This is a genomic window from Stutzerimonas stutzeri, assembly GCF_002890895.1.
GTDB classification, from domain to species: Bacteria; Pseudomonadota; Gammaproteobacteria; order Pseudomonadales; family Pseudomonadaceae; genus Stutzerimonas; species Stutzerimonas stutzeri_AB.
The window spans coordinates 33,427-48,198 of sequence record NZ_POUL01000006.1 but is presented as its reverse complement, the minus strand read 5'-3'; the positions used below and the strand labels follow the sequence as shown (position 1 = coordinate 48,198).

Annotated in this window: 15 protein-coding genes; 11 read left to right on the top strand and 4 right to left on the bottom strand. The window is 60.1% G+C overall.

Translation table 11 applies throughout. The annotated features are described in order from the left end of the window. Position 1 precedes the first annotated feature (1 nt). The 9 genes from murD (at position 2) to lpxC (ending at position 10,410) form a co-directional block, all read left to right on the top strand. On the top strand, positions 2–1,345 hold the full coding sequence (gene murD, locus CXK96_RS12765; protein ID WP_102836832.1) for a UDP-N-acetylmuramoyl-L-alanine--D-glutamate ligase: 1,344 nt from the start codon (positions 2–4) through the stop codon (positions 1,343–1,345). Continuing rightward, entirely contained in the window at positions 1,345–2,577 is a 1,233-nt protein-coding gene (ftsW, locus tag CXK96_RS12760) for a putative lipid II flippase FtsW (RefSeq protein WP_102836831.1), read from the top strand. Before murD ends, ftsW begins: the two co-directional genes overlap by 1 nt. Continuing rightward, positions 2,567–3,637 (top strand): undecaprenyldiphospho-muramoylpentapeptide beta-N-acetylglucosaminyltransferase, encoded by a 1,071-nt coding sequence (gene murG, locus CXK96_RS12755; RefSeq protein ID WP_102836830.1) that lies wholly within the window; start codon positions 2,567–2,569, stop codon positions 3,635–3,637. The genes ftsW and murG overlap by 11 nt, the downstream gene beginning before the upstream one ends. Beyond that, entirely contained in the window at positions 3,630–5,090 is a 1,461-nt protein-coding gene (gene murC, locus CXK96_RS12750) for a UDP-N-acetylmuramate--L-alanine ligase (RefSeq protein WP_102836829.1), read from the top strand. The genes murG and murC overlap by 8 nt, the downstream gene beginning before the upstream one ends. After that, entirely contained in the window at positions 5,087–6,031 is a 945-nt protein-coding gene (locus CXK96_RS12745) for a D-alanine--D-alanine ligase (RefSeq protein WP_102836828.1), read from the top strand. Before murC ends, CXK96_RS12745 begins: the two co-directional genes overlap by 4 nt. Positions 6,032–6,034: 3 nt before the next feature. After that, a complete protein-coding gene (locus CXK96_RS12740; protein ID WP_102836827.1) occupies positions 6,035–6,892 on the top strand; it encodes a cell division protein FtsQ/DivIB in 858 nt (285 codons plus the stop codon). 12 nt (positions 6,893–6,904) lie between these two features. Continuing rightward, positions 6,905–8,152, top strand: a complete 1,248-nt coding sequence (ftsA, locus tag CXK96_RS12735; protein ID WP_102836826.1) for a cell division protein FtsA — start codon at positions 6,905–6,907, stop codon at positions 8,150–8,152. Positions 8,153–8,199: 47 nt separating this feature from the next. Continuing rightward, on the top strand, positions 8,200–9,387 hold the full coding sequence (gene ftsZ / locus CXK96_RS12730) for a cell division protein FtsZ (protein ID WP_102836825.1): 1,188 nt from the start codon (positions 8,200–8,202) through the stop codon (positions 9,385–9,387). A gap of 111 nt (positions 9,388–9,498) precedes the next feature. Further along, positions 9,499–10,410, top strand: a complete 912-nt coding sequence (gene lpxC, locus CXK96_RS12725; protein WP_102836824.1) for a UDP-3-O-acyl-N-acetylglucosamine deacetylase — start codon at positions 9,499–9,501, stop codon at positions 10,408–10,410. Positions 10,411–10,491: 81 nt separating this feature from the next. Here the strand turns inward: lpxC and CXK96_RS12720 are convergent, their stop codons facing one another. From CXK96_RS12720 to CXK96_RS12715, 3 genes are all read right to left on the bottom strand, one after another. Further along, entirely contained in the window at positions 10,492–11,025 is a 534-nt protein-coding gene (locus CXK96_RS12720; RefSeq protein WP_102836823.1) for a ferritin-like domain-containing protein, read from the bottom strand. Positions 11,026–11,132: 107 nt separating this feature from the next. Next, on the bottom strand, positions 11,133–11,264 hold the full coding sequence (locus tag CXK96_RS20980) for a hypothetical protein (protein ID WP_256061618.1): 132 nt from the start codon (positions 11,262–11,264) through the stop codon (positions 11,133–11,135). Between the two features lie 11 nt (positions 11,265–11,275). Further along, positions 11,276–11,674, bottom strand: coding sequence for a Rho termination factor N-terminal domain-containing protein (locus tag CXK96_RS12715; protein WP_102836822.1), 399 nt, complete (start codon positions 11,672–11,674; stop codon positions 11,276–11,278). A 375-nt stretch (positions 11,675–12,049) separates the two neighbouring features. Between CXK96_RS12715 and rfbD the strand changes: the two genes are divergently transcribed. Then, positions 12,050–12,976, top strand: a complete 927-nt coding sequence (gene rfbD / locus CXK96_RS12710; RefSeq protein ID WP_102836821.1) for a dTDP-4-dehydrorhamnose reductase — start codon at positions 12,050–12,052, stop codon at positions 12,974–12,976. A gap of 131 nt (positions 12,977–13,107) precedes the next feature. Next, on the top strand, positions 13,108–14,007 hold the full coding sequence (locus CXK96_RS12705; protein WP_102836820.1) for an AEC family transporter: 900 nt from the start codon (positions 13,108–13,110) through the stop codon (positions 14,005–14,007). A gap of 9 nt (positions 14,008–14,016) precedes the next feature. Here CXK96_RS12705 and CXK96_RS12700 read toward each other — a convergent pair whose 3' ends face one another. Further along, positions 14,017–14,763 carry a VC0807 family protein gene (locus CXK96_RS12700; RefSeq protein ID WP_102837053.1) on the bottom strand — a complete coding sequence of 249 codons (747 nt, stop codon included), beginning with the start codon at positions 14,761–14,763 and terminating at the stop codon, positions 14,017–14,019. Positions 14,764–14,772 lie beyond the last annotated feature (9 nt).

The window sequence follows — 14,772 nt, the reverse complement described above, 5'->3', positions numbered from 1 at the left end:
AGTGCTCATCGCTTCCGATCAGTTCCGCATCGTCGTAGGTCTCGGCAAGAGCGGCATGTCTCTGGTTCGCCATCTGGCGAGCCGCGGAGTGCCGTTTGCCGTCGCCGACACGCGTGCGAACCCACCGGAGTTGGCCACTCTGAAAGCGCAGTACCCAAATATCGAGGTTCACTGTGGAGAGCTCGATCCCCAGTTCCTCAGCCGCGCAAGCGAGCTGTTGGTAAGCCCGGGCCTACCGATCAGCATGCCAGCATTGCAGGCAGCCGCTGCTAACGGAGTGAAGTTGTCCGGGGATATCGAGCTGTTCGCGCGCGAAGCCAAAGCGCCAATCGTGGCTATCACCGGGTCGAACGCAAAAAGCACTGTGACCAGCCTGGTCGGCGAGATGGCTGCTGCGGCCGGACGCAAAGTGGCGGTTGGCGGAAACCTGGGAACGCCGGCCCTGGATCTGCTCAGCGACGATGTCGAGCTCTATGTCCTCGAGCTGTCGAGCTTCCAGCTGGAAACAACCGATCAGCTGAATGCGGAGGTCGCCACCTGCCTGAACATCAGTGAAGATCACATGGATCGTTATGATGGGCTGCCTGCCTACCATCAGGCCAAACACCGCATTTTTCGGGGTGCTCGGCAGGTTGTAGTCAATCGTGACGACCGCCTTAGCCGCCCGCTGGTTGCCGACGACCTTCCAACTTGGTCCTTCGGCCTCGGCAAGCCCGATTTCAAGGGCTTCGGACTGTTCGAAGAAAGCGGGGAGAAGTACCTCGCTTTCCAGTTCGACGCTCTGATGCCGGCTAACCAACTGAAGATGCGCGGGGCTCACAACCAGTCCAATGCGCTGGCCGCCCTGGCGCTCGGCCATGCCGTGGGTCTTCCGTTCGAGCCGATGCTCGCCACCTTGCGCAATTTTGCCGGGCTCGCCCATCGCTGCCAGTGGGTGGGGGAGCGCAAAGGCGTGACCTACTACGACGATTCGAAGGCAACCAACGTCGGAGCTGCCCTTGCAGCAATCGATGGGCTGGGTAGCGATATCACCGGTGAATTGGTGCTCATCGCCGGCGGCGATGGCAAGGGTGCGGATTTCTCCGCCTTGCACAGCCCGGTCTCGCATCAGTGCCGCGCGGTCGTCTTGCTTGGCCGCGATGCCGAGCAACTGGCGGCGGCGCTTGAAGGCGCAGCGCCGATCCACCGTGTTCCGACGCTTCAGGACGCTGTCCAGTTGGCAGCCAAACTGGCCCAACCCGGCGATGCGGTATTGCTGTCGCCGGCCTGTGCCAGCCTGGACATGTTCGAGAATTTCGAAGATCGCGGACGTCAGTTCGCCGCTGCGGTGGGGGCGCTGAGCTGATGATCGCTTTCCTGCGCAGCGCACCGTCACCTCTGTTCAGTCGGCGCGGCCTCGACCTCGATTTCCCTATGCTCGCCGGCTGTCTGGCGCTGCTAGGCCTCGGATTGGTAATGATCACCTCGGCTTCTTCCGAAGTCGCGGCCGTGAATGCCGATAATCCGATGTACTACATGATCCGCCATCTGATTTACGTCCTGCTCGGTATTGGCGCGGCGGCATTGGTTCTTCTGGTGCCGCTGTCCGTCTGGCAGCGGCTGGACTGGATGCTGCTGATTGCTGCGTTCGTGCTGTTGATTCTGGTTCTGATTCCCGGCATTGGGCGGGAGGTGAACGGCTCGATGCGCTGGATCGGCTTCGGTGCCTTCAACGTACAGCCGTCGGAACTGGCCAAGCTTTTCGTTGTGGTCTATCTCGCCGGTTATCTGGTGCGCCGCCAGCAAGAGGTGCGGGAAAGCCTATGGGGCTTCCTCAAGCCGTTTCTTGTATTGCTTCCAATGGCCATGTTGCTCCTGCTCGAGCCGGACTTCGGTGCGACTGTGGTGATGATGGGCGCGGCAGTTGCCATGCTGTTCCTAGGCGGCGTCGGCCTGGTTCGATTTAGCTTGCTGGTTCTGCTCGCTGTCGGCGCGGTCTTCGTGCTGGTACAGACGCAGGAGTACCGGCTGCAGCGGTTGATTACCTTTACCGATCCCTGGGCTGATCAGTACGGCGCCGGCTATCAGTTGACTCAGGCCCTGATCGCTTTTGGGCGTGGTGAATGGCTGGGTGTCGGGCTTGGCAACAGCGTCCAGAAGCAGTTCTACCTGCCTGAAGCGCACACCGATTTCGTCTTTTCCGTGCTCGCCGAAGAGCTGGGCATGGTGGGTGCGCTGCTGACCATCCTTCTGTTCGCATTCGTGGGTGTTCGCGCCCTGTACATCGGACTTGCAGCCGAGCGAGCACGCCAGTTCTTTGCTGCATATATAGCCTGGGGCGTTGCGTTCCTCTGGCTCGGTCAGTTCCTGATCAATGTTGGTGTGAACATCGGACTGTTACCAACCAAAGGCCTGACCTTGCCGTTCTTGAGTTATGGCGGCAGCTCGCTGGTGGTCACCTGCGCCAGTATGGCCTTGCTGCTGCGCATCGAGTGGGAAAGCCGCACGGTGCTTGGCAGCGAAGATGCCGAGTTCAGCGAGGACGATTTTGCCGAAACGCCTGTGCCCCAAAGCAAGGGGGTCGTGCATGGCCGGTAACGTCTTGATCATGGCCGGCGGAACCGGGGGGCATGTCTTCCCGGCGCTGGCCTGCGCGCACGAGTTCCAGAGTCGCGGTTATAGCGTGCACTGGCTGGGTACGCCGCGAGGCATCGAAAATGAGGTGGTTCCTGCGGCTGGATTGCCGCTGCACCTGATTCAGGTGAGCGGGCTGCGCGGTAAAGGTTTCGCTTCCTTGCTGAAGGCTCCGTTCCAGTTGCTGCGCTCGCTGGGTCAGGCCCGCCGGGTGATTCGTACCCTCCAGCCGGTCTGCGTGCTTGGGCTTGGTGGCTATGTGACGGGGCCTGGCGGTCTCGCCGCGAAGCTGGCCGGAACGCCTTTGATCATTCACGAGCAAAACGCTGTCGCTGGAACTGCCAATCGCAGCCTGGTGCCGTTCGCGCAGCGCGTCTGCGAGGCGTTTCCGAATACCTTCGCCGCAAGCGACAAGCGGCGAACCACTGGCAATCCGGTGCGCCATGAGCTGTTTCTCGAGACGCCAAGACAGACCTTGCTTGGCCGCCGCCCTCGGCTGCTGGTATTAGGCGGCAGTCTGGGTGCTGAGCCGCTGAACAAGCTGTTGCCGGAGGCGCTTGGTCAACTGCCTGGCGATCTGCGCCCCGAGGTGTTCCATCAGGCCGGCAAGCAGCACGCCGAGATTACGCGAGAGCGTTATGTGGCGGCGGGTGTCGACGCTGAGGTTGCACCTTTCATAAAGGACATGGCGCGGGCCTATGCCTGGGCCGACCTGGTCATCTGTCGCTCCGGCGCCTTGACGGTGTGCGAGCTGGCGGCTGCCGGCTTGCCTTCGTTTCTGGTGCCGCTACCCCACGCAATCGATGACCACCAGACCCGTAATGCCGAATATCTGGCGAAGGAAGGCGCGGCCGTTCTTCTCCCTCAAGCAACGACCGATGCTGCAGCGCTGGCCGCGCAGCTGACCGAGGTAATGATGCAGCCGGAAAAACTCAAGGCCATGGGAGCCACGGCACGTCGTCTGGCTCGGCCGGACGCTACCCGAACCGTCGTCGATATCTGTCTGGAGGTGGCCCATGGCTAAATCCCCAGCGGCGGTCAAGGCAGAAGTAAGGCGTATGCGTCGCATCCGCCGGATTCACTTCGTCGGGGTGGGTGGTGTTGGCATGTGTGGCATCGCCGAAGTCCTGTTGAACCTCGGCTATGACGTGTCCGGCTCGGATCTCAAAACCTCGGCCAGCACCGAGCGCCTGGAAAATTTCGGCGCACAGATTTACATCGGCCATCAGGCTGGAAACGTCGCCGGGGCGGACGTGCTGGTGGTATCCAGCGCGGTAAACGCGTCCAACCCGGAGGTCGCGTTTGCCCTCGAGCAGCGGATACCGGTGGTGCCTCGCGCCGAGATGCTTGCCGAACTGATGCGCTACCGTCATGGCATAGCCGTGGCAGGCACCCATGGCAAGACCACCACTACCAGCTTGCTGGCTTCGGTGTTCGCTGCGGGTGGGCTCGATCCAACCTTTGTTATCGGCGGCCGCCTGACTGCAGCCGGCACCAATGCTCAGCTGGGTTCCAGTCGGTATCTGATTGCCGAGGCCGATGAAAGCGACGCCAGCTTCCTGCACCTGCAGCCGATGGTCGCGGTCGTCACCAACATTGACGCCGATCACATGAGCACCTACGGCGGCGATTTCGGCAAGCTGAAGAAGACCTTTGTCGAGTTCTTGCACAACCTGCCGTTCTACGGGCTGGCGGTACTCTGCGTCGACGATCCGGTCGTGCGTGAAATCATTCCACAGGTGGGGCGTCCGATCACCACCTACGGTATGCATGAAGATGCCGATGTCAGGGCCATCAATGTTCGCCAGGAAGGTATGCGCACCTATTTCACGGTGCTGCGCGATGGCTTCGACGCGCTCGATGTGTCGGTCAACATGCCGGGCAACCATAACGTCCTCAACGCCCTGGCAACGATCGCCATCGCCACCGACGAAGGGATCGACGACGAGGCGATCGTTCTGGGCTTGTCTCAGTTCGGTGGGGTCGGCCGGCGCTTTCAGGTTTACGGAGAACTACCGGTTGAAGACGGCAGCGTGATGCTCGTTGACGACTACGGTCATCACCCGCGTGAAGTGGCCGCTGTGATCCAGGCTGTCCGAGGGGGGTGGCCCGATCGCCGCTTGGTCATGGTTTATCAACCCCATCGGTTCAGCCGAACCCGTGATCTGTACGACGACTTCGTACAGGTGCTGAACGATGCGAATGTTTTGCTCTTGATGGAAGTGTATCCAGCCGGCGAGGAGCCCATTCCAGGTGCTGACAGCCGCCATCTTTGCCACAGCATCCGTCAACGCGGCCAGCTCGACCCGATCTATATCGACCGCGGCGTCGATTTGGCTCCGCTGGTCAAACCGCTGCTACGACCGGGCGACATCCTGCTTTGCCAGGGCGCCGGCGACATCGGCGGGCTAGCCCCGCAACTCATCAATAGTCCCCTGTTTGCTGGCGCTGTGAGCGCCGCGAGGAAGAGCGAATGACGGCCCTCCAATCGACCCGCGACCCCCAGGCATTCGGCCGGGTCGCCGTGCTCTACGGCGGCAAGAGCGCTGAGCGCGAGGTCTCGCTGAAGTCTGGAGCGGCGGTGCTCGCGGCCCTGCAATCGGCTGGCGTTGATGCGTTCGGTATCGATGTTGATGATCAGCTGTTGACTCGGTTGAGCAGCGAACGGATTGATCGCGCCTTTATCGTGCTCCATGGGCGTGGCGGTGAAGACGGCAGCATGCAAGGTCTGCTCGAGTGTGCCGGTATCCCTTATACCGGTAGCGGCATCCTTGCATCGGCTCTGGCCATGGACAAGCTGCGTACCAAGCAGGTTTGGCAGAGCCTTGGCCTACCGACTCCGCGGCACGCCGTTCTGGCGAGCGAGGCCGATTGTCGCGCCGCAGCTGATGGTTTGGGTTTCCCGCTGATCGTCAAGCCAGCGCATGAGGGCTCCAGCATCGGGATGGCCAAAGTCGCAGGTATCGATGAGCTGATTGCGGCCTGGCGCGCCGCGAGTCTCTACGACTCGCAGGTGCTGGTCGAACAGTGGATCCAGGGTCCGGAGTTCACGATTGCCACATTGCGCGGCAAGGTGCTTCCACCGATTGGTCTGGGCACGCCGCACACTTTCTACGACTACGACGCCAAGTATGTCGCCAACGACACCCAGTACCGGATTCCCTGCGGGCTCGACGCTGCAAAAGAACAGGAATTGAAGGACCTGTCCGCCCGTGCCTGTGAAGCCGTGGGCATTCAGGGCTGGGCGCGTGTCGACGTCATGCAGGACAACAGCGGCGCTTTCTGGCTGTTGGAGGTGAACACCGTTCCAGGCATGACTGACCACAGCCTAGTGCCGATGGCCGCGCGGGCAGCTGGGCTGGACTTCCAGCAGTTGGTCCTCGCGATTCTGGATGCCAGCATGGCGACGGGGAACTGATCGATGATCACCACGCTGCGTCACTCTCAACCCGCTACCGGCCGTGCTTCACGCAAGCCGGCACAGCGGGGCGCGAGCCGCCTGGTGCAGCGCGAGCCGCTTTCGGCGCGCTTGCCACGGCCGAGCCTGGGTTCGCTCAAGCGTGCCCTATGGCCGGTACTGCTCGCGGGGCTTGCCGTGGGGCTTTATCAGCTGGGTGACCAGCTCGCCCCCTATGCCGATCGGCCGATTGCCAAGGTGAGCGTGCGGGGTGAACTGACCTATGTCGATCAGCAGGCGGTACAAGCACGCATGGCGCCATTCGTCGAAGCCAGCTTCTTCAAGGTTGATCTCGACGCTTTGCGTCACGACCTTGAACAGATGCCTTGGATAGCCCATGTCGAAGCGCGCCGAATCTGGCCGGATGAAGTCATGGTGCGTCTTGACGAGCAGCTGCCGATCGCTCGCTGGGGTGACGAATCGCTGCTGAACAATAACGGTCAGGCCTTCGCGCCAGACAATCTGACTCGGTATGAACACTTGCCGCAGTTGTATGGTCCGAAGCGGGCCCAGCAACGGGTGATGCAGCAGTACCAGGTTCTCAGCCAGATGCTGCGGCCACTCGGTTTTTCCATCGCTCGCCTGGAACTGCGGGCGCGGGGCAGCTGGTTTGTGACGACCGGCCAGGGCGTCGAGCTGCTGTTGGGACGGGACCAGATAATCGAAAAAATGCGGCGCTTCACTGCCATTTACCAGCAAGAGCTGGCGCAGGAGAGCGACAAAATTGCGCGGATCGACCTTCGCTACGCCAATGGCCTCGCCGTTGCGTGGCGGGAGCCGAGCCCGACCACGACGGATGAAGCCGTCGTTGCGAAGAATTGAGGAATGAAACACATGTCTAACGTGCAAAGCGGCAAGATGATCGTCGGTCTCGATATCGGCACCTCGAAGGTGGTGGCGCTGGTCGGCGAAGTGACGCCGGATGGCGAGTTGGAGATTGTCGGGATCGGCACGCATCCGTCGCGTGGCTTGAAAAAGGGCGTAGTGGTCAATATTGAGTCCACCGTTCAGTCGATCCAGCGTGCCGTTGAAGAGGCACAGCTGATGGCAGGCTGCCGCATTCACTCGGCATTCGTCGGCCTGGCCGGCAACCATATCCGCAGCCTGAACTCGCACGGGATCGTCGCCATCCGCGACCGTGAAGTCAGCACTGCTGACCTCGAACGTGTGCTTGATGCTGCCCAGGCCGTGGCTATTCCGGCAGATCAGCGTGTGCTGCACACCTTGCCGCAGGACTATGTGATCGACAACCAGGAAGGCGTTCGCGAGCCGCTGGGCATGTCCGGGGTGCGCCTGGAAGCCAAGGTTCACGTCGTAACGTGTGCGGTCAATGCCGCGCAGAACATTGAAAAGTGCGTACGCCGTTGTGGTCTTGAGGTTGACGACATCATCCTCGAACAGCTGGCCTCGGCACATGCCGTGCTGACTGATGACGAGAAAGAGTTGGGCGTCTGCCTGGTGGATATCGGTGGCGGGACGACCGACATCTGCATCTTCACCGAAGGCGCTATCCGGCATACCGCCGTTATCCCGATTGCGGGCGATCAGGTCACAAACGACATTGCCATGGCGCTGCGTACTCCGACTCAGTACGCGGAGGAGATCAAGATTCGTTACGCCTGCGCGCTGGCCAAGTTGGCCGGCCCCGGCGAGACCATCAAGGTACCGAGCGTCGGAGATCGGCCGCCGCGGGAACTCTCGCGTCAGGCATTGGCCGAAGTCGTGGAGCCGCGTTATGACGAGCTCTTCACCTTGATTCAGGCCGAACTGCGTCGCAGCGGCTACGAGGATCTGGTTCCGGCAGGGATCGTCCTCACAGGCGGTACAGCGAAGATGGAAGGTGCCGTCGAGCTCGCCGAGGAGATCTTCCACATGCCGGTGCGCCTTGGCGTACCGCATAGCGTCAACGGACTCGCGGACGTGGTCCGCAATCCCATCTATTCAACGGGCGTGGGCCTGCTGCTCTACGGGATGCGTAAGCAGACCGAAGGCACCTCCATGTCCGGTCTCGGCAACTTTGTCGAAGAACCCAAGACGTCTGTCGTGGACCGGCTCAAGAGCTGGATCCAGGGCAATTTCTGAGCAGTGCGGCTGTACCTAAAACTAGAAAGCTGGAAGGAGAGAGGGAAATGTTCGAACTCGTAGATCATACCCCGCAAAATGCAGTGATTAAGGTCATTGGCGTGGGCGGAGGCGGCGGAAACGCTGTCAATCACATGGTGCGCAACAGCGTTGAAGGCGTGGAATTCATCTGCGCTAACACCGATGCCCAAGCGCTGAAGAAAATCGAAGCGCGGACCGTACTGCAGTTGGGGTCCGCCATTACCAAGGGCTTGGGTGCAGGCACCAATCCCGATATCGGTCGCCAGGCTGCGATGGATGACCGTGAGCGTATCGCCGAGGTGCTGCAGGGCGCCGACATGGTATTCATCACTACCGGTATGGGCGGTGGTACCGGCACTGGCGCAGCGCCAGTCATTGCTTCGGTGGCCAAGGAAATGGGCATTCTCACCGTTGCAGTGGTGACCCGTCCGTTCCCATTCGAAGGGCGCCGCCGCATGCAGGTCGCCGACGAAGGTATCCGTCAGCTGTCCGAGTGCGTCGACTCGCTGATCACTATCCCCAACGAAAAGCTGCTGACCATCCTCGGCAAGGATGCGAGCCTGCTTTCCGCGTTCGCCAAGGCTGACGACGTGCTGACCGGCGCCGTGCGCGGTATCTCTGACATCATGCAGCGTCCGGGCCTGATGAACGTCGACTTTGCAGACGTCAAAACCGTCATGGGCGAGATGGGCATGGCCATGATGGGGACTGGTTGTGCTACTGGCCCGAACCGCGCTCGCGAGGCTACCGAGGCGGCGATCCGCAACCCATTGCTGGAAGACGTCAACCTACAGGGTGCGCGTGGCATTCTGGTCAATATTACCGCTGGTCTGGATCTTTCCCTGGGCGAGTACGCTGCGGTGGGCGAGATCATCGAGGCGTTCGCGTCCGACGAGGCGACGGTGAAGGTGGGTGCCGTAATCGACCCAGACATGCTCGATGAGCTGCACGTCACGGTTGTGGCGACTGGTCTCGGACCGCGCAACGAGAAACCGGTCAAGGTTGTAGACAACACTCTGCAGGCCGCAGCCGTGGCGCCGCAGCCCGCTCCAGCAGCGCGTCAGGACCAGGGGGCCGTGAACTATCGCGACCTCGACCGCCCAACCGTGATGCGTAATCAGGCTCACGCGGCGGCTACTGCAGCGAAGATGAATCCACAGGAAGATCTGGATTATTTGGATATTCCTGCGTTTCTGCGCCGTCAGGCTGATTGATTGGATGTATCAGGACTATCGGGGTGATTGGTATTCAGCAAAGTGGGGTTCTGCTATGATCGCCACCTTTGTTGGAAACCATTCGCAACAGCGCACTAGCGAAAACGAGCCATGATCAGACAACGCACCTTGAAGAACATCATTCGCGCCACAGGCGTCGGCCTGCATTCGGGGGAAAAGGTTTACCTGACCCTGAAGCCGGCTCCCGTGGACACGGGAATCGTGTTCTGTCGCACCGATCTCAACCCGCCTGTGCAGATTGCCGCACGGGCCGAGAACGTTGGCGAGACGACCATGTCGACTACGCTGGTCAGCGGTGACGTCAAAGTCGATACGGTTGAGCACTTGCTCTCGGCGATGGCTGGGCTAGGCATCGATAACGCCTACGTCGAGCTTTCCGCTTCGGAAGTGCCGATCATGGACGGTAGTGCTGGTCCCTTCGTATTTCTGATTCAATCGGCCGGACTGCAGGAGCAGGACGCCCCCAAGAAGTTCATCCGAATCATCCGCGAGGTTTCGGTGGAGGACGGCGACAAGCGCGCCACGTTCCTGCCATTCGAGGGCTTCAAGGTGAGTTTCGAGATCGATTTCGACCATCCGGTGTTCCGCGGTCGTACCCAGACCGCCAGCGTGGATTTCTCAAGTACTTCCTTCGTCAAGGAAGTCAGTCGTGCTCGAACCTTTGGTTTTATGCGTGACATTGAATTCCTCCGCTCGCACAACCTGGCCCTGGGTGGGAGCGTCGAAAACGCCATCGTGGTCGATGAAGACCATGTGCTCAACGAAGACGGCCTGCGCTATGAGGACGAGTTCGTGAAGCACAAGATTCTCGATGCAATCGGTGATCTTTACTTGCTGGGCACCAGCCTGATCGGCGAATTCCGCGGCTTCAAATCCGGACATGCTTTGAACAACCGTCTGCTACGCACCCTAATGGATCAGAAGGATGCGTGGGAAATGGTCACATTCGAAGAGTCCCAGACCGCACCGATCTCCTACATGCGCCCGGCAGCAGCCGGCTGAGCTGTACTCTCTTTCCTTTTTTTGAGGCCACCTTTGGGTGGCCTTTTTTTTAACGACAATGCTGCTGGCTGAGTGAGCTTGTCAGTTCATGCCGTCCAGCAAGCCAGCCAGGTCGTCGGCGTGCTCTTCTTCCTGTGCAAGGATGTCCTCGAAGATGCGCCGTGTTGTCGGGTCTTTATCGCCAATGTATTGGACGATTTCTCGATAGCTGTCGATAGCTATCCGTTCGGCCACTAGGTTCTCGAATACCATGTCGCGCAGTCCGTTACCCTCTGCATATTGCGCGTGAGCGCGCTCGGTGAGGCTGTCGGGATTGAAATCCGGAGCGCCACCAAGTTGCACGATACGTTCGGCCAAGCGGTCAGCATGTTCCTGTTCTTCGTTGGCGTGCTCAAGAAACTCGTCGGCGGCAACGCTCGATTTGAGGCCAGTGGCCATGTAGTAGTGGCGCTTGTAGCGTAGGTAGCAGACCAGTTCGGTCGCCAGCGCCTCATTGAGCAGATTGATCACCGTCTCGCGATCCGCCGAATAGCTTTCCGTCACCGCGCCGTTTTCGACATGCTGGCGCGCGCGCTCACGCAAAGTATGTTTGTCGCTCAATTGCACATAACTCATCACGGTCTCCTGGGTATGGGGCGTGCGGTATTGCGCCGCCGTATGGCCGTCGCGCCTGTCGGCGTCTCGCAGGGCCATAAGCTGTGATAGGCGAGGGCACGGAAAGTTTAACCGCGCCCGTCGTTGGGGCGTTCGGGCTTGGCCGGCTCCTCGATAGGGATTGGTTCGCCGGGGTCCTGCCGTTCAGGCTCCGGTACTGGACTCGGCGTGCCGTCATCCCGAGGATCAGGTTCTTGCATTTTAAGCTCCATCAACTGAGTGCCTTTATCAAATCGTCCTTACGCATCTTGGAGCGGCCCTGCACGTCACGCTCTCGAGCTTTGTCCATCAGTTCGTCGCGGGTCAGGTCGCTAAGGGACGTGCTGCCTGAGCGATTGCTACGTGCCGAGCCCTTGTTTGGTGAACTGCCGGAGCGCGACTCGGCTGCTCGATGTTCTGAGTCCTTGCGGTCCGCTCGCTTGGCGGTCTCGCTTTTGTCCTGCCCTGAGCCACCTTTGCGTTCGCCCCCGCCGGACTGCTTGTTTACGGTGGCCCATGCTCGGGCTTCCGCCTCTTCAGCGGGTACTCCCCGCTCATCGTAACTGTCTTCGATATGTTCCGCTTTGCGTTGTTGTTTATCGGTGTATTTGGATTTCTCACCTCTGGGCATGACGGCGTCCTCTTGGTGATGCAACGATGTGGCCCCTGTTGGACATGGCATCGTGGCGAATTAGCTGCGACTTCTATCCTGTTTGGTCCGCATGGCAGGCCTCGAGTTTCACTCGTGTTAGCATTGCCGGCTGCTGCAAGCGGTCCGAGGAGCTCAAGAAGGAACATCCTTTTCGCACCCGAGCTGGCATGTTAGGCCTGCACGAGGACAATAATTTCTGCTACGCCTCAAACGGGCGGAACAAAACACATTTAAGTTGGCCTGAACCAAGCGCGGGCTGCGCTATCTCGGTAGCTGCAGAGTGACGCGTGTATCGAGTCTGTTACAAATCCATGCCAGCCGTTTACGGCGGGCCTTGAACGAGGCGCTAACCAGATGCGAATCCTAGTATGCGGAGCCGGTGGCCAGGTCGGTCACGAGTTGATAAACCGTGCCGGTGGGTACGGTCTCGAAGCGCTCGGCATGACTCGCGACCATCTCGACATCACCGATGCGGAGCAGGTCACTGATCTGGTCCGCCGGCTCAAGCCGGGGCTTATCATCAACGCGGCCGCTTACACGCACGTTGACAACGCCGAGACGCACCGCGAACAGGCTTACAGTGTCAACCGTGACGGTGCGGAGCGGCTGGCGCAAGCAGCCCGTCAAGCCTCTATCCCGCTGTTGCATATTTCCACCGATTACGTGTTCTCCGGTGATGCCCGAGCGCCTTATAACGAGGACGATGGGGTCGAGCCTACGGGGGCCTATGGTGCTAGTAAGCTGGCGGGCGAAACGGCCATCCAGGCTGTGCTGGATAAGCACCTCATTTTGCGCACCAGCTGGGTCTATGGGGCGCATGGTCACAACTTCGTTAAGACCATGCTACGCCTTGGATGTCAGCGTGACGCGCTGTCGGTGGTTGCCGATCAGTTCGGTTGCCCCACTCAGGCCGGCAGCATTGCCGATGTGTTGCTGGAGCTGGCGCAGCGCTATGCCCAGAACGGCGAATTGAAATGGGGGCTCTATCACTACAGTGGACGATCTCCATGCACCTGGTTCGATTTCGCCGATGAAGTCTTCCGTCAGGCAGAAGCCAAGGGCATGCTTGCTACTCGCCCAAAGGTATCGCCCATTACCACCGCTCAGTACCCCACTCCCGCACGCCGTCCGGCTTGGTCGGTGCTCGATTGCTCGAAGTTCGAGACTACGTTCGGTATAGACACCCGGGACTGGCATGACGAGCTTTCCATTGTGCTCGACTCGCTGGCCAGGGCTGCAGCCTTAGTCGCAGCTGGCGCCGCGCAGCACACCCAGGCTTGAGCATCCAATCCGCAATACCGGCTCTAGCGCATGCAGCTAGGCCTGATGTGGTGATCTGACGCGTCTCTCAGGTATTCTGTCGGGCCTTTTACGAGGCGGCATGAAGCCGCAACGTTTGCTGGAGAAGCCGCGTGGTGGTGTTTCAGGCGATATTGCCAATCTTCGGCTTGATCATGCTTGGCTACCTGCTGGGCTGGCGGAAATGGTTGGCAGGGGAAGCGGCAGCCGGACTCGCCAACATCACCTTCAAGCTGTTCATGCCGGCGGTCCTCTTCACCGGTATTGCTCGGGCCCAGCTGAGTGATGGGATGTCACCAACGCTGTTGCTGGCCTACTTTGGGCCGGTGGTTACCGTTTTCGTACTGGTTTCGCTGTTTGCTCACCGATTGCTCGGACGAGCCTCCCCCCTCGGCTTGACGGCAGCCTACTCAAACAACGTGCTGGTCGGCATCCCTCTGGTAACTACGTTGTTGGGGCCGGAGAGTCTGGTATACGTATTTGCCATTCTTGTGTTTCACAGCCTGATCCTGTTTTCCCTACAGAGCTTCTATAACGCCTTCGGTTCAGGGCAACAGGTCAGTGCCTCGGCATTGCTGAAGAATCTGGCCAACCCTTTGATTGTCGGTCTGTTGCTCGGCGCCCTGTTGAATGCATCCGGTTGGGACCTGCCAGTGCCAATCTGGCGTGTGGCCGATTGGCTCGCCCAGGCCGCATTGCCATGTGCGTTGATGGTGTTGGGCATCAGTCTGTCGCGTTACCGACTGCGACCCAGCGCACCGGCGCTGGGCCTGGCACTGGTGAAGTTGGGTCTGTTTCCGTCGCTGGTCTGGTATGTCGGCGGATGGTTACCAGGTCTCAGTCATGAAGCCCTGAGCGTGCTGGTACTGCTGGCTGCCTGCCCAAGCGGTGTCAACGTACTGGCCTTCGTGTTCAATCCGGAAGACACCCGCGTGGTCAGCTCGACAGTCTTCCTCTCGACGCTGCTGGCCGTGATCAGCTTGCCGCTGTGGATGCTGCTGCTGTCGAGCTGACTGCGTAGATCACGTCCGCTTATCCGTCTGCGCATGATTGGCGATGATGTCTTCCAGCCGCAGCCCGGTCAGGCCGTGAATGGTTTTCCAGAGGTAGTAGAAAATCGCCATCATCATCACCATGCTCGGGATGGCGATCATGGGGTAGCTGAGTAAGGTCATGCGCCCCAGTTCGGCATTGAATGCTTCGCTACCGGCCGGACTGTGGACAATCCATTTGGCCAGTACGTAATTCATGAATGACGAAAAAAAGAAGGTGACGCTGAGAAAGTAGGTCGCTCGCAGTAGTCGCGTCTCGAAGTGAGCGGTTTGCCCGTTGCGCTCAAGTTGCTCGTGAACCTTGTCGACGTTTAGTACCTTCGGGTTGTACAGCAAGGTACGGATCAATGGAAAACGGGTGCGAGTAGACGCCAGCACGGCGACCCCAATAATGCCGGGAATCGCAGCTTCCTTGATTGCCAGCCATTGCGGATCGAGCTGTAGCAGGCCGATCCCCCCGGTGAGCAGCACGCTTATCAGGCCCAGCAGCGCAATCCAGTTGAACTTGCGGTATTTCGCCAGCTCGAACAGCCCCCAGCTGAGCGGAAAGGCCAGCGCCAGCAGAAGTGCGCCATCCGCGCCCAGTCGTTCTTCCCCGCTGAGCTTCATCAGGATCAGTGATGGGATGACGATGCTGATGGCCAAGTCCATCAACGGGCGCGGTTTATGCGCAGCCGGCAGATCAGAGCTCGGTCGATTGGGTTGGGTATTGTTCATGTGATTCGA

Coding starts and splice junctions, on each gene's coding strand:
- ftsW (WP_102836831.1), top strand. CDS start 1,345: ATGATCGCTTTCCTGCGCAGCGCACCGTCACCTCTGTTCAGTCGGCGC.
- murG (WP_102836830.1), top strand. CDS start 2,567: ATGGCCGGTAACGTCTTGATCATGGCCGGCGGAACCGGGGGGCATGTC.
- murC (WP_102836829.1), top strand. CDS start 3,630: ATGGCTAAATCCCCAGCGGCGGTCAAGGCAGAAGTAAGGCGTATGCGT.
- CXK96_RS12745 (WP_102836828.1), top strand. CDS start 5,087: ATGACGGCCCTCCAATCGACCCGCGACCCCCAGGCATTCGGCCGGGTC.
- CXK96_RS12740 (WP_102836827.1), top strand. CDS start 6,035: ATGATCACCACGCTGCGTCACTCTCAACCCGCTACCGGCCGTGCTTCA.
- ftsA (WP_102836826.1), top strand. CDS start 6,905: ATGTCTAACGTGCAAAGCGGCAAGATGATCGTCGGTCTCGATATCGGC.
- ftsZ (WP_102836825.1), top strand. CDS start 8,200: ATGTTCGAACTCGTAGATCATACCCCGCAAAATGCAGTGATTAAGGTC.
- lpxC (WP_102836824.1), top strand. CDS start 9,499: ATGATCAGACAACGCACCTTGAAGAACATCATTCGCGCCACAGGCGTC.
- CXK96_RS12720 (WP_102836823.1), bottom strand. CDS start 11,025: ATGAGTTATGTGCAATTGAGCGACAAACATACTTTGCGTGAGCGCGCG.
- CXK96_RS20980 (WP_256061618.1), bottom strand. CDS start 11,264: ATGCAAGAACCTGATCCTCGGGATGACGGCACGCCGAGTCCAGTACCG.
- CXK96_RS12715 (WP_102836822.1), bottom strand. CDS start 11,674: ATGCCCAGAGGTGAGAAATCCAAATACACCGATAAACAACAACGCAAA.
- rfbD (WP_102836821.1), top strand. CDS start 12,050: ATGCGAATCCTAGTATGCGGAGCCGGTGGCCAGGTCGGTCACGAGTTG.
- CXK96_RS12700 (WP_102837053.1), bottom strand. CDS start 14,763: ATGAACAATACCCAACCCAATCGACCGAGCTCTGATCTGCCGGCTGCG.